This window comes from Ruegeria sp. CL5 (assembly GCF_056536485.1).
Window position 1 is genome coordinate 79,702 of record NZ_JBQFPS010000012.1, and the last position, 21,110, is coordinate 100,811.

Consider the following 21,110-nt stretch of genomic DNA (forward strand, 5'->3'; position numbering starts at 1 on the left):
GAGAAAATCGATCGATGTCCGAATTGCGGACAAACCTGACGTTCGTTGAGGTCATTCTCCAAATCTCGCCAAACTCGGCAGACTAGGCCAAAGAACACAGCCAACCATAGCGACACACTTAACAGTCCGGCATCCGATAAAAGGACAAGACCACTCATGGATCTGTAATGCCAATCTCGGTAAGCGTTTCACCAGCAGCACTGCTAGGTTGGCTGATACCTAAAATAGTGCTCAGAGTGACGGCCACGTCCACCGTTGAAACAGGACGGCTGACGCGAGCGGGCTTGATGCCTGGACCAGCGAAAATGATCGGAACATGTGTGTCATAGCGCCAAGGCGATCCGTGCATAACGGCAATCGGGCCATCTTCAAAGAGAAATGAATAAGGCGTTTGCACAACGTAAATGTCGCCAGAGCGCGTTGGGTGATAATTTCGCCGGATCTGCTCCTCCAGAGTATGCCCTCGCTGTTCAGCAAGCGGTTCGGTCGGCATCGCAAGGTCAATGCCAGATGCAGCCATCAGTTTTTCTGCGATATGTCGCTCGATTACGCGTCTGTCGGCGCCTGACGCTTCTATCGCGCCATTGTCCAAATAAACGTAAGGGCGGAAAAAGAACTGTATTGCGGATTCCACTCCGAACTCATCGGCGATCACCGAATTCACGTCCATCATCAATGCTTCGGTTGAGTTACGGAAGGTTGAAAGACCAGCTTCGGCCATCTCTTCTGGCGCTTCCGGCATGCCATGATCGGCGGAAAGTACGTAAAGCAAGTTTTCACGCCCAACCTCTCGATCCATAAACTCAAAGAAATCTGCCAGTGTCTCATCCAAACAACGCACCATTTCTTCATTTTCTAGGCTGGAAGGTCCGAAGAAATGGTTGGTCGCGTCAACGCCAGAAAAACTGACGCTTAGGTAGTCTGGCCATTCGTCCTCTCCAAGCCCTTCCTCTTTGACTACAGTTTTTGCGAAATCGGCTGTGATCCGGTCTCCATGCGGCGACAATAATACTTGCGTGTAATAGAGCCCGTCGTCTGGCGTCCCATAGAAATGCGGGAAAGTTCGGCCGAACGTACCAAGGTTCGTTACGAAGGAGCGTTCCTTTCTTTCCATTAGGTACGGTGCGTCTGAACACTCCGGCCACCACTCACGTTCGATTTTTGCATCTGCGGGGCGTTTGGAATTCCAATCGAGAACCCAATCTGGATAAGCGTCATAGTAAAATTTACTTGTTTCAAAAGCCCCTGTTGCCGCCGACAGCCATAAAGCTTTTCCAGAATGCCCTGCCATTGCAACCGCCGAACGGTCTTTACCAGATACAGAAAACACTTTTGATCGACCTGCATTGGCCTTCACCAGTTCGTCTCCGAAAGTCGTCGCCAACAAGTTAACTGGAGAACGGCCCGAAGTCACAGCAGCGGCTTGTGTCGGGTCGACTTGATCAACGTCTCCACCGAAGCCTGGGACCGGCAGCATCGGGTAGTCCGGATCTTCAATATTGTATCCCAATCGCTCTTCAGCCCTGTTGAACCAGGCATTGCCAATCATTCCATGCTCAGAGGGATGGGCTCCTGTAGCGAGTGTCGCGTGGCCAACAATGGTTTCGGTGTTGGCGTGACGATGATGAGCGTCAGTGTACCAGACGCCGCTTTCCATAAGCCTTTTGAAGCCGGCTTCGCCGAAGGCGGCCTCATAACGAGAAATCAAGTCTCCGCGCAGTCCATCAACTGTGATTTGCACAACAAGCCTGATGTCTTCCGTTGCACTGGCTGTCGTTGCGAGAATTGAAAGGAGGATGGTTGAGACTAACGCCAGTGATCTCTGCATTTATGACCTCATAGGGCTACCTTATGCTCTGAATACCAGCATCTGCGCCCACCGGCTACCAAGGGTCAGAAAAGATGCTCTTTTTAACATCCGCTTTGGGCTCGATGCGGTCGTTCGCAGAATTTTCCTCAAAGTCTGCTCTGCGGACTTTGCCGCCATTGGCCCGCTTTCACCGAAGGACCGCAGACAGCCTAAACCGGACATTCGCAACAAGACTTTGCAATTTCCGAGATGCGGGACATTGCCGACAAAAAGACAAAACTAAAACTCTGGTTTACGATAGGATAAACCGTTGCTTAGACGGCCAGTTTTTGATTTCGACCTCGTTCAAGCGCTCTTGGTTTTTTGCGCAACCAACTTATTCTTCAGGGATACTTGAACCGAAGAACTCCAACTTTCGAGTGCTACCCACTGTGATCGGTTTCTCGTTGGCAAAAAGACTGCTATCAAATGAGAACGAATTATCGGTTCCGATCATCTGAATGTGAGAATAAATGCGCTTAGCTCTTTTCATTCTCTTTCCGATTATGTTTATCGGGTTGCTTGTTTTTCTGATCTTTGGCTTGAAACCGCCCAACAGTATTAAGCTGGCCGCTGGCATAAGCGGCGGCGGATATTGGCAAGTTGGACAACTCTACAAAGCAGAACTTGCACGTGACGGCATTCAGGTAATTTTAGTTGAAACTGAGGGGTCCGTTGAGAACATTCAGCAACTTGTTTCTGGCGAAGTGGACGCCGCATTTGTTCAGGGTGGCCTGGAATTACCTCAGGACGAAAACTTACAGTCTTTGGGCGCCATTTTTCTTGAACCCATGGTGGTGTTCCGCGGAAAGTCTAGTCCAGTCGGGACCAATGCAGGAGAATGGGGAGACATTCGCTTAGCTGCAGGAACCAAGGCGTCCGGTACTCGCGCCGCCGCTTTAGCGCTAATTGAGGCCGCCGAGTTGCAAAATGTCGGCATAAACCTCGTCGATGTCGGGGGCAATGATGCGATAAAGGCGTTATATGCCAACGAAGCGGATGCGGCGTTGTTTGTCGCTCCACTCGATGCACCTTACCTTATGGATGCAATTTTTGATCCAGAAATCATTTTCGTCCCTATGGCTTTGGTCGATGCCCTTGCATTGAAACTTTCCGGAGCGAATTCGGTAACTGTACCGGCAGGATCAATCACACTTGACCCTCCAAGACCACCAGAGGACGTCAAGATCTTAGCATTGCGAGCTTCACTTATCGCCGCATCCGATCTGCACCCAGCAGTAACCGATAGGTTAGTGAATGCAGCAAAGAACATTCATAGCGAACCTAATATTTTGCAAAGTGCGCGCGAGTATCCGAACACGGCTTCACCGCCTGTACCACTGAACAAAATTGCCACAGAACTCATAAACTCTGGGCCAAACTTTTTGCATGGCGTCTTGCCATATTGGATCGCAGCCCAGTTTGGCAGCGTACTGTTATTGCTGTTGCCTTTGTTGTTCTTAGTACCGTTTTTGCGGATAGTCCCGTCCAGTTACGTGTGGTTTCAAAAGCGCCGGGTCTGGCGTTTTTATCAGCGTATCATGGCGCTTGAGGAGGAACTCAGCAAGGCACAGACCTCAACTGAGGTTGAAGAAGTCGCCAAAAATATCGAAAACGTGGACACCGCCCTTGCAAATCTGAATCTGCCGCTCGCATACCGCCGGGGAGCATATGATGCACGTTTGCACATAGACCTAATTCGACAGGAGATTGCGCGTCGCCAAACTGCAAAAAGTTGATGAAACCTCAACGTTCGCAAGCAATCCGCGCTAAAATACCTTTTTAATTTGAGACTTCGATACAGGTGTGTGCTTTAGTAATTGCGTGTACGCCGCTTTGGGGTCGCAGCCATCGTTCGCAGAGATTTATTGAGCGGCGGCTGTGCTGTACGAATGGAGTTCAGATTATGCGTCATAGTTACTTGTATTGAGCGTTGTTAGGTTTGAACAAAATATGAGGTTAGGAAATGATCCGTTTAGCATCTATTCTGACTATCGCACTTGCGGCTGGTGCGCACGCTGAGGACGTCCCAAGCACTCAACCTAGCGACAGAGAGTATTCTCCTTACCCACAGCAAGACTTCCCTAATCAGGTCTTTTTCGGTGACACCCATTTGCATACATCGTACTCTGCTGATGCCGGCATGATCGGGAATGTACTTGGCCCTGATGAAGCTTACAGGTTTGCCAAAGGCGAAGTCGTTACATCCAGCACCGGTGTCGAAGCGAGGTTGCGCCGACCATTGGATTTTCTGGTTATCGCCGATCACGCCGAAAACCTTGGTCTCGCGCCGTTGCTCTCAGCCAAAGATGCCACGCTGCTCTCCACGGCGTTTGGCCAGCAACTGAACGCAGCTGTCGAGGCCGGTGATCCCGTTGGCGCATGGTCGATTTGGAGCCAAGCCAAGTCCACTGGCACAGACCCATTGGCGGATTATCAGGAGATTTACCAAACGGCGTGGAGCAACATTACCTCTGCCGCTGAGACACACAATCAACCGGGTTTGTTTACTGCGCTTATCGGGTTCGAGTGGACCTCAAACCCACAGCGGAACAATCTGCACAGGAATGTCATATTCAACGGTGACAAAGAGGGCGCTGACAAGATCATCCCGTTCTCGAACTTTGATAGCTTTGACCCCGAAGACCTTTGGGCATGGATGGAACAAGCCGAAGAGACAACAGGCCAAAAGCTGCTCGCGATCCCGCACAATGGCAATTTGTCCAACGGGTTGATGTTCGACGAAGTGCGCTTGTCCGGCGAAGCGTTCGATGTTGAGTATTTCAAACAGCGTGCCAAGTGGGAACCGATCTACGAAATCACGCAAATGAAAGGTGACGGCGAAGCACATCCCATGCTGTCACCAGACGATGAATTTGCTGACTTCGAAACGTGGGACAAAGGACAACTCGGACCAGAACCGAAGACACCTGAAATGCTTCCGCGCGAATACGCACGCGCGGCATTGCGTCGTGGACTAGGATACGAGGCGGAAACTGGGACAAACCCTTTCAAATTTGGCGTGATCGGTTCAACCGATGCTCATACATCGCTGTCCACGGTTGGCGAGGACAATTTCTTCGGGAAAGTCGCGGCTGTTGAACCTACTGCTGACCCGATCCGATTTGAAGAAGTCGTCGGCGGCATTGGTGGTGACGAGAGTGTTGCCCAATATGCATGGCAGACTTCGGCGTCGGGTTTGGCGGCCGTTTGGGCAAGGGAAAACACCCGCGAGGCCATTTGGGATGCTTTTGCTCGGAAGGAGGTTTATGCGACGACGGGGCCGCACATGCGTATTCGCGTTTTTGCCGGATTTGAATTCGACGAAACAGACCTGCCACGTGCGGATTTTGCCGCGTATGGATATGAAAATGGCGTCCCGATGGGGGCGGATTTGCCAGCGGATAGTGACGGTCGGTCTCCGCGCCTTCTCATCCGTGCGCTCCGTGACCCCGATGGGGCCAACCTCGACCGTATTCAGATTGTCAAAGGCTGGCTGAACAGTGACGGCACAACTTCGGAACGTGTTTATGATGTTGCTTGTGGCGGGCGTGAACTTGTAAACGCGGCGTGTGACGGTCCGGTTGGCAATACGGTGGATGTAGAAAACGCGTATTGGACAAATGACATCGGCCAGGCAATTCTCGCCGGATATTGGAAAGACCCGAACTTCGACCCGACGCAAAGCGCGTTTTACTATGTCAGAGTGCTGGCAATACCAACGCCGCGTTGGACGACATACGATGCAAAGGTGTTCGGAACGGAGATCCCAGACGAAGCGCCGCGCTCGATACAGGAGCGGGCCTACACATCACCAATTTGGTACACACCTCAGGGATGAGTGATATTAGGTTAAGACTAAGTATCACTTAGTCTGCTCAGGGCTCGGTGTAGACATCCGACTAGTTTTGTCGAATGACTACTTTGTGTCGGTTACCAGCCCCTGCCCAATCAATGGATCAGCTTCTGCAGCGTCTTGTCTGTTCGGATCAATTCATTGATGGTCTTGCGCAGTTCCTCAGCTTCTCTGGACCTTTGTCCATGTCTCCAGGACGGATGGTCAGGTCCTGATGCATGCCCGCCGCCTGCACCATGAACTCGGCAAACACGCCAGCCTCGAACCGCTGGAGCTTTGCATCGCTTGCCGGTGGACTTTGCCGTTGCTGTGCACCTGGGCGCATCATTGAGTCTTTTCGTAGGGTCCATGAGGTTGCCGTCACTTTTTGTCATCCGACCGCCCCCCGTTTTGGACAGTGCCTACGATAGCCTGCCCGCCTTCTTTGACTTCAACGCGTTCAACACGAACGGTTTGATCTGCCTTGGAGCGATACCGTTTCAGGGTTTCAACCTGGTTAGTGAAGGTCCGCGCCAGCTTATTGAGCGCCCGTTCCGCCGAGTCTTGCTGCGTGAGATTTTTTACATGGTTCAGGCGCCGCGCCATCATCATCGTCGCCTGGTGGATCGCCCCTATCTGCACCGCCAGCATGGCTTCGATCTCGTCTTGCGGCCCAACCCCGGCAACAACAGACATCACGAAGTTTGATGCTGTCTCAGAAACAGAGCTGTCCTGTTGCCCAAGCGTCGCGACTTGATCCATCACGCCTTCGAAAAACCGATAATCGACTGTGCCTAGCTCATGCATCGCCAACGCGCAGCCCGACTTTGGGTCTTTTCCCTTGTGCCCAACCGTGAGCCTGCGTGTGTCTTCATCGAAGTCCAACTTGATGTTCGGCGCCCGAACGCGTGATTTCTTCCGTTCCCTCAGATCGGCAATTGCATTGGTTTCCGCTTCGGTAAGCTCGAAGTTCGTTGTCTGAAGATCGTTGCTTTTGTCTTTCTGTGCCTTGCTCATGTTCGCCTCGCGTAACAGGGAGTGGTTAGTATTAGTGTTCCGTTTCAGAACCGACGGACCGGCGAGAAACCGGTCTGACGGGTTCTGATTTGGAACCATGGGAAGTCTTTGGGTTCTCAAACGGAACCACGGAGGATGCTGACGGGTCCGTCTCAGAACCGCGTTTTGTTTTTTCGGGCTGCCAGAACCGCCAGTCGTTGGTGGCTGCTTTCTTGCCGGACCGGGTCTGCGTCGTCTTGGTCGTCAACCGCCATTCGTGGGCCCGACGGTGGTACCAGTTGCCTTCACGCTCAAGAACAAGGAAGCCATTGTCCTGAAGTTCTTCGAAAGCCCGCTGAACAGTGGCCTTACCCAATCCTAGGATTTCTGCCGCCTCGTTCATCGACAGAAACAGCTTGCCATTGTTGCCACCGTTGTAGCGGGTGTGAAGCTCCAACCAGAGCTTCACCGCAGGATCGGATAAGGCCCTCCACGCAGAAGATTTGATCATGGCATAGGGCATAAGGACATATTGGCCCTCATCCGACCGTTTGCCCTTGGGAGACCGCCGCCTACTCATCGCGACACCTCCGCTGGAAACGCTCGGGCAAACAATCCAGTTCAGGAATATCACAGCCGATATGCGCCCGGACGAGCCGGATCAGGCCAGATTTGGACACACAGTACCCGAGCGTGTCCCACGCCGCTCCCCCGGCCGGAAATTGCGGTCTCTGGCGCTGAAACAGCCATTGGATACCATCCCGGCAGACGGCAACGCGGTAAACACCATGGCGAAACAGCTCGCCTCTGTAGGTCTCAGCGGTTTCCCGATGATCAGTTCAGGAAAGCGGGCCAGGGTCTGGCCCCCTGTCGAGGTTGTTATTAATCGACTTGGAAAAGGACATATCAGCCATGCTCGATCCGTCCTTTCCGTACGATCACCCGTTCGACCGAATGGCTCAAAGGCGACCAGTAGTACCGGCGCTCGTTTTGTCTTGTCGGCGCGGGGCATCCTGTGGCATCAACTGGACTTGCTAGGGTGGCAGTTGATGTCACTGGAAAAGCCCCATCTCCGCGCTTGGAGTTGGGGTTTTTCATTATGCAGCCTCGTTGTTGGGATCGGTGCGCCGGGCCGCCAGCCAGGCGTTCAGATCGGCGCCGTGATAGGCGATCCGCCGACCGATGCGGATAAAGGCCGGACCACACATGCGGTGGCGCCATTGAGCCAGCTTTTCGCGATTTCCCAGCAATTGCATTTCAGGGTCTTCTGGGAAATAGACCCGGTCGTCATTGAAGACGTTTGCCATCGTTGAAATCCTCTTGGATCAGTTGCGATGGCATTAACTTGCCCTTCCGGCAGGCCCACTAATAGCTGCCGAACTTTGAAAAACTTGTAACGAGTTAACACCGCAGTTTGCTGTGAAAGCTTTTTGAAATTGTAAAATTTTACAAAATTACAATAATTTAAACCTGACCACCACTGCCAGAACCGTATCACTCAGAACGGAATCTCGGAACCGTCGTCTTCGTTGCCTTGGATCGCACTATCAAAATTATCCACGGCTTCGGGGAATTCGGTTTCATCCTCTATGTAGGTTGGCGTGGCCCCTCCCTTGGTATTCCAATTCGCTACAGTTGAGATTTCGTCCACCGCCTTTTTCGGAACCAAACCGGTTTCATCGCCAAGTCCGAATTGCACACCGTTTGCTTGCACCCACATCGCAAGGCTTTCTTTAACGCTTTTATTTTTCTGTTGTTTCAAAACAGCCTGCCAAGCTGCCACAGCACAGGCCAGTTTAGGTGAGTACCTGGGTCCGGTTTTGTCGTCCAAGCCCCCTGTAGAAGAGTTTGGAAAGAAGAAACGCGGTCGAATGCCTCGACCATTGAGCCAGCGTTTTAGGTCGTCTACCTCGACAGTTGTCTGCTCCCAATTCGGCTCTTTGAAAACCCACAACTCATCGGCGCCCCTGGCCACCTGAATTGGCCCACCTATATGCAGGCGGCCTTCGCCCGATTGACAACTTACCAAATGATCGAATTCAACTCGCTCTTCTTGATATGGGTCCAGTTCTAGTTTGACAGTATGATAGACCGGCTCTCCCATTATGCTTAAATCTGGCGAGTAGTTTTTAACTCCACGGGCCGGGTAGCTAATTTTCGCGCGAAGACGGTTTCCTAAAATCGCGGCTCTCAGAGCCTTTAGTGCAGGCTTCAAATCATCGTAGTCTTGGCGCTGTTTGGTCTTTGGCACGCCATGCTCATCATAGATTCTGACGTTGTCCTCTTGATCCCATAGCTCGACATGCTGAGATGGGTTTTCACCAATTATTAGTATGGCAGCGTCAACTACTGACAATTCGTCACACAGTTTCCAGTAGAACAGTGGATCTTCGTTGTTGCTAACCATCAAATCCTCCAACAAATGAATTCCATTCGGCAAGAAGAGAGCGCCGACGCTCCAACAAATCTGACCGTGCATACGCCCGCTCCACATCGGACCCAACCTGATGGGCCAAAGCCGCCTCCGCCAGTTCGCGCGGCGCGTTCGCCGCCTCTGCCGCCCAATCCCGAAACGAACTGCGGAAGCCATGCACGGTAACGCCATCCTGCCGCATCCGGCGCAGCAGCATCAGCATGGACATGTTCGACAAAGGCTGGTGCCGCCTTTGCCCCTCGAACACATAATCCGAGGCCAGCGCGCGCAGGGGCTCCAGAATGGCCAGCATTTCGTCGGTGAGAGGCACACGATGGACCTGTCCGCCCTTCATGCGCTCCGCCGGGATGGTCCACAGACGCGCATCGACGTCGACCTCGGGCCATTTCATCTCCAGCACCTCTGAGGTTCGGCAGGCGGTCAGAATAGTGAACTGCAACGCCTTGGCGGCCATGGCCGAGCGTGTCTGCAACTCGGCATAGAACGCGGGCACCTCCTGCCACGGCATCGCGTCATGGTGCTGGACCTTGGCTTTGACGGTGGGCAGCACCTTGCCTTCGCGGATCGCGGTCACCGGGTTCTCGCCCGAGCGGAAGCCCTTGGACTTTGCCACGTCGAGCACTGTCTTGATCCGTTGCGACAGTCGCTTTGCGGTTTCATGTTTCTCGGTCCAGATCGGGGACAGGCACATCAACACTTCGGGCTGATCAATGCTGTCGACTGGCATGCGTCCGATCTTTGGAAACGCATAGTCGCGCAAGGTGTTGAGCCATTGCTGGCCGTGCTTGGCATTCTTCCATGTCGGCAGGCGGTCAATGTGAACCTGCCTGCTGAGTTCTTCGAAGGTTGGGATTTCGCGTTGTGCGTTGAAGCGAGGGTTCAACCCGGACTTTGCCATGCGTCGATATTCGAGGGCTCTTTCTCGAGCCTGGTTTAGTGTGACGAGATCAGCGCCACCTAACCCGAAATCCGTACGCAGCGGAGCGCCCTTGCGGTTCTTCTGTCCTTTGACCGTTACGCGCACAATCCAGCGCCGTGCGCCCGATGGATCAACAACAAGATAAAGTCCAGAACCGTCGCCATGCCGACCCGGGCCAAGATTCTCTACCAGCTTCTTTGTCAGCTTTCCGCTGAGCGCAGCCATGAAAATACCACAAAACATACCACTCAATGAAAGTATACTGGTGTAATCGGGTGAAATCCAATGAAACCCGCCAGTGCTGCAACAACCATAAATCACAAAGGTTTAAACAACCTAGTGTGGTTCATCATAATTTGAGGAGATCACCAAGTGGCGGACCGAGGAGGATTCGAACCCCCGACCCCTTGATTCGTAGTCAAGTACTCTATCCAGCTGAGCTATCGGTCCGCGTTGGTGAGGCGGTATTTAGACCTGAGGCCACGGGCGTGCAAGCCGATTCTTCAAAAAAACTTCAAAAAGTCATATCACCGCGTGGGAGCCTTATTTCAAAGGTGGTTCCCTCGGGTCCGGTGGTTTTCAGAAACAACTCCCCGCCATGGCCGCGCACCAACTCTTGTGAGATAGCCAATCCCAAACCCGAGCCGCCTTTACGCACGCCCCCCTGAAAGGGTGTAAACAGATTCTCTTGGGCTTTTGGCGGAAGACCCGGGCCCGTATCGCTGATTTCGATACACCAATCCTTTTCCTGCTCGGAGGCGTTTACAGAAATGCGACCCGGTTTTCCAGAAGTAGACAGCGCCTGTCGTGCATTGCGTACGAGGTTCATAATGACCCTGAAAATCTGCTCGGGGTCAGCACGGACAACAAGATCTTCGGGCACTTCATTTACGATCTCAACACAGGCATTCGCCAGCGCGAGCCTCTCGCTGGTGGCAACATCCTCAGCAATCTCTCGCAGGCGCAACATGGTCAGTGTCGGAGCGGGCTCCTCCGCGCGACCAAAGGCCAGTGTGCTTTCGCATAATGAGACGGCGCGGGTGATCGAATTGACAAGTTTTGGCGCCATACGAGCCACCAGCGGGTCATTACTCGCCTCAATCCGGTCGGTAAACAGCTGGGCCGAAGTCAGAATGTTGCGCAAATCATGACTAACCTTAGCCACCGCACCTCCCAATTGCGCCAGGCGTTCGCGTTGCTTCAAGGCTTGTGTCAGATCAGTTTGAAGCATCTGCAATGCCTCTTCGGCTTCGCGCAGTTCCGTCACCTTGGAATTGGGTGAGATAATTCCGCGCGCGTCCTCGGGTGCGCTGGCGTAGCGTTGCATATAGCCGACCACACTTTTGATCGGGCGTACCAGAACCACGCGCACGGCAAGAAACAGGAATGAGGCGGTAATGATAGAAATCACAAAGGACAGGCCCAAAATGCGAAGCCCGTAATCCGTCATCGCCATTCGTAACGGGTCGCTATCCATTGTTACTTCTATCAGCAGGCCAGCATCCTTAACTGGCGCGCCTAGAACGCGAATGACCTCGTTTTCGGGCGTAAACAGCCGCAGAGTCGCGTCGCGGATCAGCACCCAGGCGCTGGCATCGCGCAGATCGAAGGTTTTGGAGATCCGATCCGGGATGGGTGAAGACAGCATGAGCTGGCGTACTTCGTCGCGGCGCAGCACGACGTTGTAAACGCCCGCATTGACCAGCAGTTCTGCCTCAAGCTCGTCGGCCAGCATATCATCAGCCAGCAACGCCAGCGAAGCGATCTGGGCACGCTCGAGCCGATTCAGCAAGAAATCTTCACGAAAGCGCGCGATCGATGGCACAAAGATCAGAACTTCGGCCAACATCACGAAGACCGTCGTCAGGATCAGAAATCGGCCCGACAGCGAGTTCACTTTGCGCTCCTCCTTAGGTCAGGGAATCCAGCGCTGGACGAATCTGACCACTTTCTTAACCGTTTGATTCTCAAACAGCCTTGGCGTGAAATAGGCACCCGCCACCCGTTTGTTAAGCTCTCCGATCGTCGGATAGGGCGAGACCATGGCAGCGATCTGACCCATCTTTAGGTTATTTGCGAGCGCCAGCGACCACAAGTTGATCAGTTCACCGGCTTGGTGCCCTACGATTGTTGCACCGACGGGGCGACCTTTAACTACCATCACCTTGATAAAGCCTTTCGTTTTCCGTTCGGAAATCGCCCGGTCATTATGGTGATAATCGAAACGGGCAATTTCCACCGCGTCTCCGTGTTGGGCACGCGCTTGCGCTTCGCTAAGCCCCACCTGTGCCAGTTCCGGGTCGGTATATGTCGCCCAGGGGATATGTGCTGTCTTCGCTTTTGACGGTAACCCGAACAGGGCTGAGCGAATGATAACCCCCGCCTGATAGCCTGCCACATGGGTAAATTGCAGACCACCTGCGACATCTCCGATAGCATAGACCTTGCGGTTGGTAGTTCGCAGTGAGTCGTCGACCTTGATACCGGTGCGAGTACGCTCAATCCCGGCAGCTTCAAGATTTAGGCGATCAACGTTGGCCTTGCGCCCAACGGCAAGCAACAAATGTGAACCAGCATGAATCTCTCCATTCTCGGTCACGACCTCTATGGCGCCCGCATTGTCTCTGATCTGAGCCACCATGGCGTTTTCATGAATCGCGACGTCTTCCGCCTTCAGGCTGTCCAGCACGAGGGTTGCAGCTTCGGGGTCGTCTTTGCCCAGCGCCTTCAGGCCTTCTATCACCGTGACCTTACAGCCCAGACGGATATGCGCCTGCGCCATTTCCATGCCGATCGGGCCGCCACCGATGATCAGCAGATGCTCCGGCTTGTCGCGCAGGTCGAAGATAGTCTCATTGGTAAAATAGGTGACCTGATCCAAGCCCGGCAATGGTGGCACCAGCGGCGAAGACCCGGTGGCCAAAACAACGCGGCGGGCTGTGATAAGGTGATCGCCAGCCTGAACCTGAGTTGGCGATATAAAGCTACCGTATTCCCGGATTACCTTGACACCAAAACCCTCGAAACGCTCCTGACTGTCCATCGGTTCGATCTGAGCGATCACGTCATGCACATGATCCTTTGCAGCGGCATAGCCGACCTGCGGCACCACGTCCGCGACCCCATAGGCCGAGGTGTGTGCCTGAGCATAGGCCGCCTTGCCGCTGGCAATCAGGGCCTTTGAAGGAACGCAGCCAAAGTTCAGGCAGTCACCTCCCATCTTGTGCCCCTCCAGCAGGACGACATCCGCCCCCATCTGGCTGGCCCCGGCAGCAACGGACAATCCGCCCGACCCGGCGCCGATCACCAGGATATCGGTCTTTATCTCTTGCATGGATCAGGCGTCCTTTCGGCCACGGAGGGATTTGATAACAATCGGCAGCGCCGCCAGAACACACAAGCCGATGATGGGCCCAATGACAAACGGCTCCCACAGCAACGAAACATCCGGCGTCTCACCCCGGTCAAATACACCCCCGAGCCCGACGCCAATCCAAGTATAGACGATGCCGCCTGGGATAATGCCCAGCGCAGTCGTGATCAGGAAATTCCGAAATCTCACGCCAACCAATGCAGGCACCAGATTGGCCACGAAGAACGGCACCACAGGCACCAGGCGCAACAGGAAGAGAACCGAGATCTCATTCTCACGCAGGCCGTCTTTCAGTTTCTTGACCGTCCCTTCCGAGGATTCCAGCCGCGCCGTGAGTGACTCGCCCAACCCCCAGCGTGCTGCAAGGAAGATGGCTGAGGCCCCGATCGTAGCTGCAACAACATTGAACACGGTCCCGGCGAAGAGACCAAACAGGAAGCCCCCGGTCATCGATGCCACCGCAGCTCCGGGCAATGAGAAGGCCACGATCACGATGTAAATGCCAATAAAGGCAGCAACCATCGCCAAATAGTTGGCATCCCGCCACGCCAAAAGCGCCTCGCGGTTGTCGCGCAAGGTCTCAAACGTCAGGTAATCGCCCAAGGTAAAGAAACCCACCGCAGCGACGACGAGAATCACCAGCAAAGGGATATGACGCGCAGGTCCGCTGCGCGGGGTCTGAGTTGTATCACTCATTACAGTGTCCGGTTTGGTGCGTTTCATTCTGGCACCAACATGCGATGCCTTGGGCCCGCACAACAGGGACCTCACGCGGCGTTGATGTTTATAGCCCGGAATGTGACGAATTCGGGCAATAATACCTGCGACTTGAAACCTTTTGCTGGTGCCGGTTACAGAATTGTTGCAAAAGGCGGCGAAACCCCCACCTAGGGGTTTGACTTAACTCCCGTGACCCAGTAGAGGACGGGCTTCGAACACTAGGGCCAGGCGAATCCGCGCCGCACCCGACCGCTATAGATTGGAGACGGAGCGATGAAACGCACCTATCAGCCTTCGAACCTGGTTCGCAAACGCCGCCACGGTTTCCGCGCGCGCATGGCTACCAAAGCCGGCCGCAAAATCCTGAACGCGCGCCGCGCACGTGGCCGCAAATCGCTGAGCGCGTAAACCGCTCACTGATCAGGTTATGAACATGACGCCGCCGGAGGCCCCTGAGGATGGTACAAACCAGCCGAGGGTCAAGCCCCCGGCGGCGTCCGTTTGCGCGCACGAAACTTTGACTGTTCTGCAGAATCGCTCTGATTTTCTTAAAGCAGCGCGGGCGAAACGGCATGGCACCGCCTCGATGATGGTGCAAGCGCGAAAACGCGGCGCGGATGAAGCGACGGGTATTCGCGTCGGATTTACCTGTTCCAAGAAAGTCGGCAACGCCGTGGCCCGCAACCGCGCCAAGCGCCGATTGCGCGAGGCCGCGCGGGCAGTTCTTCCCATTCAGGGACGCGAAGGGTGGGATTACGTCCTAATCGGCCGTGCCGAGGTCACTGCCGCCCGGCCCTTTGAGGCACTGAAAGATGATCTGCGCTTTGCCCTGCGCAAAGTGCATGGCGGCAAATGACCCTGTTTGCCCATATCCTCGCCCTGCCGATCCGGGCCTATCGGCTGATCTTCAGCCCTTGGGTTGGTTTCAATTGCCGGTACCAACCAACCTGTTCGGCCTACGCGCTGGAGGCGCTGGAAAAACATGGCCCCATCAAGGGCACATGGCTGGCTGCGCGGCGCATTGGACGCTGCCATCCATGGGGCAGCGATGGATATGATCCGGTTCCCGACGACGAATAACGCTCACCCTTGCCCGGTTCACTCAACTGCGATAGGCCCGCCCCATGTTCGACGAAGCTGACGATATCCATCCGCTCTTTGCCGGGGCGCCCTCGACCACCGAGTTCAAGAAACTGCGCAAACGCATTGTGCGTCAGACGCGTGAGGCCATTGATCAATACGGGATGGTGGACCGTACCAATGATGGAAAAACGCCCCGGTGGTTGGTTTGTCTGTCGGGCGGCAAGGATAGCTATACCCTTCTGGCAGTGCTCCACGAACTAAAATGGCGCGGGCTGCTGCCAGTCGATTTGCTGGCCTGTAATTTGGATCAGGGTCAGCCGGGTTTCCCGGCCACTGTTCTTCCCGAGTTCCTCGAACGCATGGGAGTGCCGCATCGGATCGAATATCAGGATACTTATTCGATTGTGGTGGATAAGGTCCCCCAGGGCCGCACCTATTGCGCACTGTGCTCGCGTTTACGGCGGGGCAACCTCTATCGCATCGCGCGCGAAGAAGGGTGTTCAGCAGTCGTGCTGGGCCATCACCGCGACGATATTCTTGAGACCTTTTTCATGAACCTGTTCCACGGGGGCCGTCTTGCGACCATGCCGCCCAAACTGGTCAATGAAGAGGGGGATCTGTTTGTCTATCGCCCCCTCGCCCATGTGGCCGAGGCGGATTGCGAGAAATTTGCAAAGGCGATGAACTATCCCATCATCCCATGTGATTTGTGCGGCAGCCAGGACGGGCTGCAACGCCAACAGGTCAAACAGATTTTGGACCAGTGGGAAAAAAATGCGCCAGGGCGACGTCAGGTGATGTTCCGGGCACTGACAAATGCCAGACCGTCGCACCTGCTTGACCCGAAACTTTTTGATTTTATGAACCTTTCGACCGGACAGATTCAAAACGACGAAAATTCGGCGGAAATTCCCAAGTTGCGTTAACGAGTGACTCAGATAGATTTCCTACGGTTGGCCTGCGCGATCCTTGCCCAAGCCAAAGGCCGTAAAACCGATGCGGAAATTTCTCTCTGTTGATAAATGTCTCGATCTGTTGCGAGTTATCCTGACCGGACCACAGGTCCTGGCCTTTTTGCCAGCCATCTGCCTGGCGGCGTTCTGGTTGGGTGGTGAACGTGCCCTATTCATGGCGGCGCTTGGCCTGCCGCTTATGTTTGCCGCAACCGGAATATGGGGCAGCCGGTCCTACACCGCCCATAGCGCGGGAATGCGCCCCAGCGGCCTGGTGACTCATGATGTTTTTCAATCCGAACTGCAGATTTTGAATGAGACAGCGCGTAGCAAAGGCGAGAATGCCGCCTGCATCGCAATAGCTCTGGACGATTTTGCCGACCTTTTGAATCTGCACGGGCAGGCCGCAGCCGATCATGCAAAACAGCAATTCCGCGATCGCGTTCTTTCGATCATTCGCAATCATGACATCTTTTGCGAGATTGACCAAAATCGGTTTTTGATTGGTCTTAATCCCTCACCGCATCTGGATCTCGAAGCCTGCATTCAAATGTCAGGCCGCCTGCAAAGCGCCGTCGAAGAACCGCTCTTTTTAAACGGAGTTGGCGTGTATCAGTCCTGCTCGATCGGGTTTTGTCTACTGTCGGATCTGCACCAGGCTGAAGCTGATGAATGGATAGGGGCCGCCACGGCTGCCCTTGCCGAGGCCCAGAGAAGCGGGCCTTCGACAATCCGCGCCTTTTCAACGGCAACCCGCCGGCGATCTCTGGTTCGAGCCAACTTGCGCAAAGAGTTCGAGGCTGCATTGGACAATGGGGAAATCCGGCCCTGGTTCCAGCCTCAAGTGTCCACTGACACCGGCAATATTACCGGGTTCGAAGCGCTTGTACGGTGGGAGCATCCTGGCAAAGGTGTGCTTGGCCCTCAGGTATTCTTGCCCTTCGCAGAACAAGCCGAACTGATGGAGCGGTTGGGTCAGGTCATGCGCCACCACGCCTTCGAGGCCCTGCGCACTTGGGATAGCGCCGATGCGATCATTCCTCGGATAGGTATCAATTTCTCGTCTGATGAACTTCGCAATCCCAACCTGATTGATCGATTGAAGTGGGAACTGGATCAGTTTGAACTGACACCAGACAGATTAGCGGTCGAGATTCTGGAAACCGTGTTCTCGCGCCGACCCGATGACGTGATAACGAGAAACGTGACAGGCATGGCGACTCTTGGGTGTTGTATCGATCTGGATGATTTTGGAACTGGTCATGCCTCGATCGCGTCAATCAAACGATTTAACGTTTCGCGTATCAAGATCGACCGGACCTTTGTGGCAAAATCCGACCAGGATCCCAGTCAGCAGCAGCTTGTCAGCGCGATTCTGACGATGGCTGAAAGGTTGAATCTTGAGACTCTTGCGGAAGGTGTCGAAACCCCGGGTGAGCACGCATTGATGGCACAGTTGGGCAGCAATCACGTGCAGGGGTTCGGAATTGCCAAACCGATGCCGTTCGAACAGACGATGCAATGGATCACTGCCCATCGTAATCAGCTTAAAAGCGCGCCCAGGATCGGTGGCAATATGGGATGAAATCGGTCATTTCATTGCGCCAAATCCGTTACTGCGGCGATTTATGAGGCGATTCCGCTTGACCTTTGGGGCTGCACTCTGTTGAACCCACCGGGTGTGTTTCACTGCTCAAGGTGGCTGTCCCCGATGGACGATCAGAATAAGAACCTCATCCTTGCAACCGCGCTCAGCTTTTTGGTGATCCTTGTCTGGTTCGTCCTGTTTCCACCGCCCGAACCATCGGTGACACAGGAAGAGGCTGAAATTGCCGCCCTTGAAGGGGACGAGGTGCAGACCCCCAGTGCCACCAGCACTGTTGGTGAAGCAACCGCAACCACCGAAGAGACGCTGCCAGAGGAACAAGCCCCTAGGGTGCAAATCGACACGCCCCGCCTGGAGGGTAGCCTGTCCCTGTCGGGCGGGCGGATCGATGAGCTGTTCTTGAAAGACTACAAGGTTTCGACCGAAGAAGGAGCACCCATTGTCGAATTGCTGTCTCCGGTCGGGTCGGAATCAGCATATTACGCCATTTATGGTTGGGCCCCAGGCGCAGGCCTGGCAGGTGCGGACGTTCCCGGCCCCAATACGCTATGGACATTGGAGCAGGGAGAGAAACTAGGTGTAGACAGCCCCATCACGCTTGCCTGGGACAATGGCAATGGCCTGACCTTCCGCCGGATCATCTCGGTCGATCAGGACTACATGTTCACCGTGACCCAATCGGTCGAAAACGCGACCCAGTCCGAGGTGGGCATGGCCCCTTATGGCATTCTCGCCCGGCACGGTATTGGCGAAGATGGCGATCTTCCGGGCCTGAAGAATTTCTTCATCTTGCATGAAGGCGTGATTGGCATGTCGGATGGCACACTGTCCGAGGTCGATTATGGCGATGTCCGCGATTTCGATATCGACCCGAATGAGAGGGCCCAGGCCGAGGTCTATCAGGTCAAGGAAGATGGATGGATCGGATTCACCGACCATTACTGGATGACTACACTGATCCCCGAACCCGGGTCAGCTTTCAAAGCAGCCGCCAAATACGACTCGCGCCGCAAAATTTATCAGACCGAGACGGTCCTGCCGACACTGACTGTCACCCCAGGTGAAACCGCCGAGGTCACAACCCGCCTGTTCGCCGGTGCCAAGGAATGGGAAGCCATTCGTGAATATCAGGCTGAAGGCGTGCAGAAATTCATCGACAGCATCGACTGGGGCTGGTTCTTCTTTCTGACCAAGCCGATCTTCTGGCTGCTGCACAACATCAATGCTCTGTTCGGCAATATGGGCTGGTCCATCATCGGCCTGACCTTGATCGTCAAGGCAATCCTCTTCCCGCTGGCCTTCAAATCCTACGTCTCGATGGCGAAAATGAAGGAACTGCAGCCGCAGATGGAGGCGTTGAAAGAAGCCGCAGGCGACGACCGCCAGAAGATGCAGCAAGGCATGATGGAGCTTTACAAGAAGGAAAAGGTAAACCCGGCCGCTGGCTGTTTACCAATCCTGATGCAGATTCCGATCTTCTTCTCGCTATACAAGGTGATCTTCGTCACCATCGAACTGCGCCAAGCCCCCTGGTTTGGCCCGTTCCAGGACCTCAGCGCGCCGGATCCGACCTCGATCATGAACCTGTTCGGCCTGTTGCCCTGGGCTGGCCCACAACCGGAAACGTTCATGGCGCTGATCTTCATCGGCATCCTGCCGCTGTTGCTGGGTATCTCGATGTGGCTGCAGCAAAAGCTGAACCCGGCACCAACCGATGCGACACAGGCGATGATCTTTGCCTGGATGCCTTGGGTGTTCATGTTCATGCTGGGCAGCTTTGCCAGCGGGCTGGTGGTCTACTGGATTGCGAACAACACGATCACATTCACCCAGCAATATCTGATCATGCGCAGTCAAGGCTACAAACCTGACGTATTCGGAAACATCAAGTCTGGCTTCAAGCGCACCCCAAAGACGGATGACAAATGAGCGGAACAGTAACCGCTTTGTGGCGGCACCCGATAAAAAGTCACGGGCGCGAAAGCCTTGATCACATCACCATGACCCCCGGGCAGACCATGCCCGGGGATCGTATTTGGGCGGTTGCGCATGAGGCGTCCAAAGCGGATGGGTCGGAATGGGTACCCTGCAACAATTTCAGCCGCGGCGCGAAGGCGCCTCAGTTGATGGCAATCTCAGCGCATCTACAGGGTGACACGGTCACGCTGCGCCATCCCAACCGCCCCGATCTGAGTTTTGAGCCCGACACGCAACAAGATAAATTTCTGGACTGGGTAAGGCCACTGATGCCGACAGACCGGGCCGCCTCGGCCCGCATCATCCGCGTTCCCGGTCGCGGGATGACCGATAGCGATTTCCCATCGATCAGCCTGTGCAATATGGCCTCGCACCGTGCGGTCGAGCAGAAATTGGGCCGTGATCTTTCGATTGCACGTTGGCGTGGCAACATCTGGTTCGATGGCCTGCCACTGTGGGAGGAATTCGACTGGCTGGGCCGCAATATACGAATTGGCGAGGTGATCTTTCACATCCGTGAACGCATAACGCGTTGTTTGGCCACGACGGCCAACCCCGAGACGGGTGAACGCGATGCCGATACGCTGGGCGCGCTCGGCAATTGGAATCATCAGGATTTCGGGGTCTACGCTGAGGTTCTGCAAGGCGGCAGCATCCGCCCCGGCGACGAGGTACAGGTACTGTGACCGCTCTTCGTTTTCCATTGGCCGAATCCCCTGACGCATTCGCAACAGAAACCGGGCGCAAACTGTTTGCCGGACCATCCGAGTTCGTCAAAGGCGTGGTCGCCATGGACGGCCTGCCCGCACCTGACCGGCTGGAAGTCTGCTTCGCAGGGCGCTCAAACGTGGGCAAGTCCAGCTTAATCAACGCGCTGACTGGGACCAAAGGGCTGGCGCGTGCATCAAACACGCCGGGCCGCACACAAGAGATCAACTTTTTCACTCAAGGACCTGAGCTCTATTTGGTTGACCTGCCGGGATATGGTTACGCCAATGCGCCGGTCAAGGTCGTCGAAAAGTGGCAGCGGTTGCTGAAAAAATATCTCAGCGGCCGTCAAACCCTGCGCCGCGCCTTTGTGCTGATCGACTCGCGCCACGGGGTAAAGCCGGTCGACGCAGAGATTATGAAGCTGCTGGACACCAGCGCTGTCACGTTTCAATGCGTTCTGACCAAAGCCGACAAGGTAAAATCCAACGACCGCGAGAAAGTGCTGCAGCAGATACGCAGTGCGCTTGCCAAACACCCCGCAGCCTTCCCCGAGATCGTGTTAACATCATCCGAGAAAGGCGACGGAATTCCCACCCTGCGCTCGATCATCGCGCATCTGGAATAGCTTGGCTCTTGGCAGCACCGTTCAAAGAC

The 21,110-nt window shown here is 54.8% G+C and carries 20 protein-coding genes and 1 tRNA gene; 10 read left to right on the top strand and 11 right to left on the bottom strand.

The genetic code is table 11. From position 1 onward, the window contains the following. Positions 1-154: 154 nt before the first annotated feature. Positions 155-1,828: an alkaline phosphatase family protein gene (locus tag ACR0IU_RS18330; protein WP_480717260.1), complete on the bottom strand. Its 1,674-nt coding sequence runs from the start codon at positions 1,826-1,828 to the stop codon at positions 155-157. 494 nt (positions 1,829-2,322) lie between these two features. On the opposite strand from ACR0IU_RS18330, the gene ACR0IU_RS18335 reads away from it, so the two are divergent. Both ACR0IU_RS18335 and ACR0IU_RS18340 read left to right on the top strand, forming a co-directional pair. After that, a complete protein-coding gene (locus tag ACR0IU_RS18335) occupies positions 2,323-3,588 on the top strand; it encodes a TAXI family TRAP transporter solute-binding subunit (RefSeq protein ID WP_480717261.1) in 1,266 nt (421 codons plus the stop codon). 227 nt (positions 3,589-3,815) lie between these two features. After that, a complete protein-coding gene (locus tag ACR0IU_RS18340) occupies positions 3,816-5,690 on the top strand; it encodes a DUF3604 domain-containing protein (RefSeq protein WP_480717262.1) in 1,875 nt (624 codons plus the stop codon). 148 nt (positions 5,691-5,838) lie between these two features. On the opposite strand, the gene ACR0IU_RS18345 is transcribed toward ACR0IU_RS18340, so the two are convergent. From ACR0IU_RS18345 to ACR0IU_RS18390, 10 genes are all read right to left on the bottom strand, one after another. Continuing rightward, positions 5,839-6,069, bottom strand: a complete 231-nt coding sequence (locus ACR0IU_RS18345) for a hypothetical protein (protein WP_480717263.1) — start codon at positions 6,067-6,069, stop codon at positions 5,839-5,841. Beyond that, entirely contained in the window at positions 6,066-6,701 is a 636-nt protein-coding gene (locus ACR0IU_RS18350) for a hypothetical protein (RefSeq protein ID WP_480717264.1), read from the bottom strand. The genes ACR0IU_RS18345 and ACR0IU_RS18350 overlap by 4 nt, the downstream gene beginning before the upstream one ends. Positions 6,702-6,732: 31 nt before the next feature. Next, complete coding sequence (locus tag ACR0IU_RS18355) at positions 6,733-7,260, bottom strand: helix-turn-helix domain-containing protein (protein WP_480717265.1); 528 nt, start codon at positions 7,258-7,260, stop codon at positions 6,733-6,735. Between the two features lie 517 nt (positions 7,261-7,777). Beyond that, positions 7,778-7,987: a MerR family transcriptional regulator gene (locus tag ACR0IU_RS18360; RefSeq protein WP_058272409.1), complete on the bottom strand. Its 210-nt coding sequence runs from the start codon at positions 7,985-7,987 to the stop codon at positions 7,778-7,780. Positions 7,988-8,178: 191 nt separating this feature from the next. Further along, on the bottom strand, positions 8,179-9,087 hold the full coding sequence (locus tag ACR0IU_RS18365; RefSeq protein ID WP_480717266.1) for a hypothetical protein: 909 nt from the start codon (positions 9,085-9,087) through the stop codon (positions 8,179-8,181). Continuing rightward, positions 9,080-10,258, bottom strand: a complete 1,179-nt coding sequence (locus tag ACR0IU_RS18370; RefSeq protein ID WP_480717267.1) for a tyrosine-type recombinase/integrase — start codon at positions 10,256-10,258, stop codon at positions 9,080-9,082. Before ACR0IU_RS18370 ends, ACR0IU_RS18365 begins: the two co-directional genes overlap by 8 nt. Positions 10,259-10,406: 148 nt before the next feature. Beyond that, a tRNA-Arg gene (locus tag ACR0IU_RS18375) sits at positions 10,407-10,483 on the bottom strand. Positions 10,484-10,547: 64 nt separating this feature from the next. Beyond that, positions 10,548-11,930, bottom strand: coding sequence for a sensor histidine kinase (locus ACR0IU_RS18380; protein ID WP_260024326.1), 1,383 nt, complete (start codon positions 11,928-11,930; stop codon positions 10,548-10,550). Between the two features lie 18 nt (positions 11,931-11,948). Continuing rightward, positions 11,949-13,367 (bottom strand): dihydrolipoyl dehydrogenase family protein, encoded by a 1,419-nt coding sequence (locus tag ACR0IU_RS18385; RefSeq protein ID WP_480717268.1) that lies wholly within the window; start codon positions 13,365-13,367, stop codon positions 11,949-11,951. Positions 13,368-13,370: 3 nt separating this feature from the next. Beyond that, a complete protein-coding gene (locus ACR0IU_RS18390) occupies positions 13,371-14,102 on the bottom strand; it encodes a TVP38/TMEM64 family protein (protein ID WP_480717269.1) in 732 nt (243 codons plus the stop codon). Between the two features lie 297 nt (positions 14,103-14,399). Between ACR0IU_RS18390 and rpmH the strand changes: the two genes are divergently transcribed. From rpmH to yihA, 8 genes are all read left to right on the top strand, one after another. Beyond that, positions 14,400-14,534 carry a 50S ribosomal protein L34 gene (gene rpmH, locus ACR0IU_RS18395; protein ID WP_005980833.1) on the top strand — a complete coding sequence of 45 codons (135 nt, stop codon included), beginning with the start codon at positions 14,400-14,402 and terminating at the stop codon, positions 14,532-14,534. A gap of 25 nt (positions 14,535-14,559) precedes the next feature. After that, complete coding sequence (rnpA, locus tag ACR0IU_RS18400) at positions 14,560-14,982, top strand: ribonuclease P protein component (protein WP_480717270.1); 423 nt, start codon at positions 14,560-14,562, stop codon at positions 14,980-14,982. Continuing rightward, positions 14,979-15,206, top strand: a complete 228-nt coding sequence (gene yidD, locus ACR0IU_RS18405) for a membrane protein insertion efficiency factor YidD (RefSeq protein WP_010437166.1) — start codon at positions 14,979-14,981, stop codon at positions 15,204-15,206. Before rnpA ends, yidD begins: the two co-directional genes overlap by 4 nt. Before the next feature lie 44 nt (positions 15,207-15,250). After that, positions 15,251-16,135, top strand: a complete 885-nt coding sequence (ttcA, locus tag ACR0IU_RS18410; RefSeq protein WP_010437165.1) for a tRNA 2-thiocytidine(32) synthetase TtcA — start codon at positions 15,251-15,253, stop codon at positions 16,133-16,135. A 70-nt stretch (positions 16,136-16,205) separates the two neighbouring features. After that, a complete protein-coding gene (locus ACR0IU_RS18415) occupies positions 16,206-17,747 on the top strand; it encodes an EAL domain-containing protein (protein ID WP_480717271.1) in 1,542 nt (513 codons plus the stop codon). Positions 17,748-17,873: 126 nt separating this feature from the next. Next, complete coding sequence (gene yidC, locus ACR0IU_RS18420; RefSeq protein ID WP_480717272.1) at positions 17,874-19,697, top strand: membrane protein insertase YidC; 1,824 nt, start codon at positions 17,874-17,876, stop codon at positions 19,695-19,697. Continuing rightward, positions 19,694-20,431: an MOSC domain-containing protein gene (locus ACR0IU_RS18425; protein WP_319546266.1), complete on the top strand. Its 738-nt coding sequence runs from the start codon at positions 19,694-19,696 to the stop codon at positions 20,429-20,431. Before yidC ends, ACR0IU_RS18425 begins: the two co-directional genes overlap by 4 nt. Next, positions 20,428-21,081, top strand: a complete 654-nt coding sequence (yihA, locus tag ACR0IU_RS18430) for a ribosome biogenesis GTP-binding protein YihA/YsxC (protein WP_480717273.1) — start codon at positions 20,428-20,430, stop codon at positions 21,079-21,081. The genes ACR0IU_RS18425 and yihA overlap by 4 nt, the downstream gene beginning before the upstream one ends. The last annotated feature ends 29 nt before the right edge of the window (positions 21,082-21,110 follow it).

Bases quoted from the DNA above. Each gene is read 5' to 3' on its own strand.
- ACR0IU_RS18355 (WP_480717265.1), bottom strand. From the start codon at position 7,260: ATGAGTAGGCGGCGGTCTCCCAAGGGCAAACGGTCGGATGAGGGCCAA.
- rpmH (WP_005980833.1), top strand. From the start codon at position 14,400: ATGAAACGCACCTATCAGCCTTCGAACCTGGTTCGCAAACGCCGCCAC.
- yidC (WP_480717272.1), top strand. From the start codon at position 17,874: ATGGACGATCAGAATAAGAACCTCATCCTTGCAACCGCGCTCAGCTTT.
- ACR0IU_RS18365 (WP_480717266.1), bottom strand. From the start codon at position 9,087: ATGGTTAGCAACAACGAAGATCCACTGTTCTACTGGAAACTGTGTGAC.
- ACR0IU_RS18335 (WP_480717261.1), top strand. From the start codon at position 2,323: ATGCGCTTAGCTCTTTTCATTCTCTTTCCGATTATGTTTATCGGGTTG.
- yidD (WP_010437166.1), top strand. From the start codon at position 14,979: ATGACCCTGTTTGCCCATATCCTCGCCCTGCCGATCCGGGCCTATCGG.
- ACR0IU_RS18350 (WP_480717264.1), bottom strand. From the start codon at position 6,701: ATGAGCAAGGCACAGAAAGACAAAAGCAACGATCTTCAGACAACGAAC.
- ttcA (WP_010437165.1), top strand. From the start codon at position 15,251: ATGTTCGACGAAGCTGACGATATCCATCCGCTCTTTGCCGGGGCGCCC.
- ACR0IU_RS18390 (WP_480717269.1), bottom strand. From the start codon at position 14,102: ATGAGTGATACAACTCAGACCCCGCGCAGCGGACCTGCGCGTCATATC.
- ACR0IU_RS18340 (WP_480717262.1), top strand. From the start codon at position 3,816: ATGATCCGTTTAGCATCTATTCTGACTATCGCACTTGCGGCTGGTGCG.
- ACR0IU_RS18370 (WP_480717267.1), bottom strand. From the start codon at position 10,258: ATGGCTGCGCTCAGCGGAAAGCTGACAAAGAAGCTGGTAGAGAATCTT.
- ACR0IU_RS18330 (WP_480717260.1), bottom strand. From the start codon at position 1,828: ATGCAGAGATCACTGGCGTTAGTCTCAACCATCCTCCTTTCAATTCTC.
- rnpA (WP_480717270.1), top strand. From the start codon at position 14,560: ATGACGCCGCCGGAGGCCCCTGAGGATGGTACAAACCAGCCGAGGGTC.
- ACR0IU_RS18385 (WP_480717268.1), bottom strand. From the start codon at position 13,367: ATGCAAGAGATAAAGACCGATATCCTGGTGATCGGCGCCGGGTCGGGC.
- ACR0IU_RS18360 (WP_058272409.1), bottom strand. From the start codon at position 7,987: ATGGCAAACGTCTTCAATGACGACCGGGTCTATTTCCCAGAAGACCCT.
- ACR0IU_RS18425 (WP_319546266.1), top strand. From the start codon at position 19,694: ATGAGCGGAACAGTAACCGCTTTGTGGCGGCACCCGATAAAAAGTCAC.
- ACR0IU_RS18415 (WP_480717271.1), top strand. From the start codon at position 16,206: ATGCGGAAATTTCTCTCTGTTGATAAATGTCTCGATCTGTTGCGAGTT.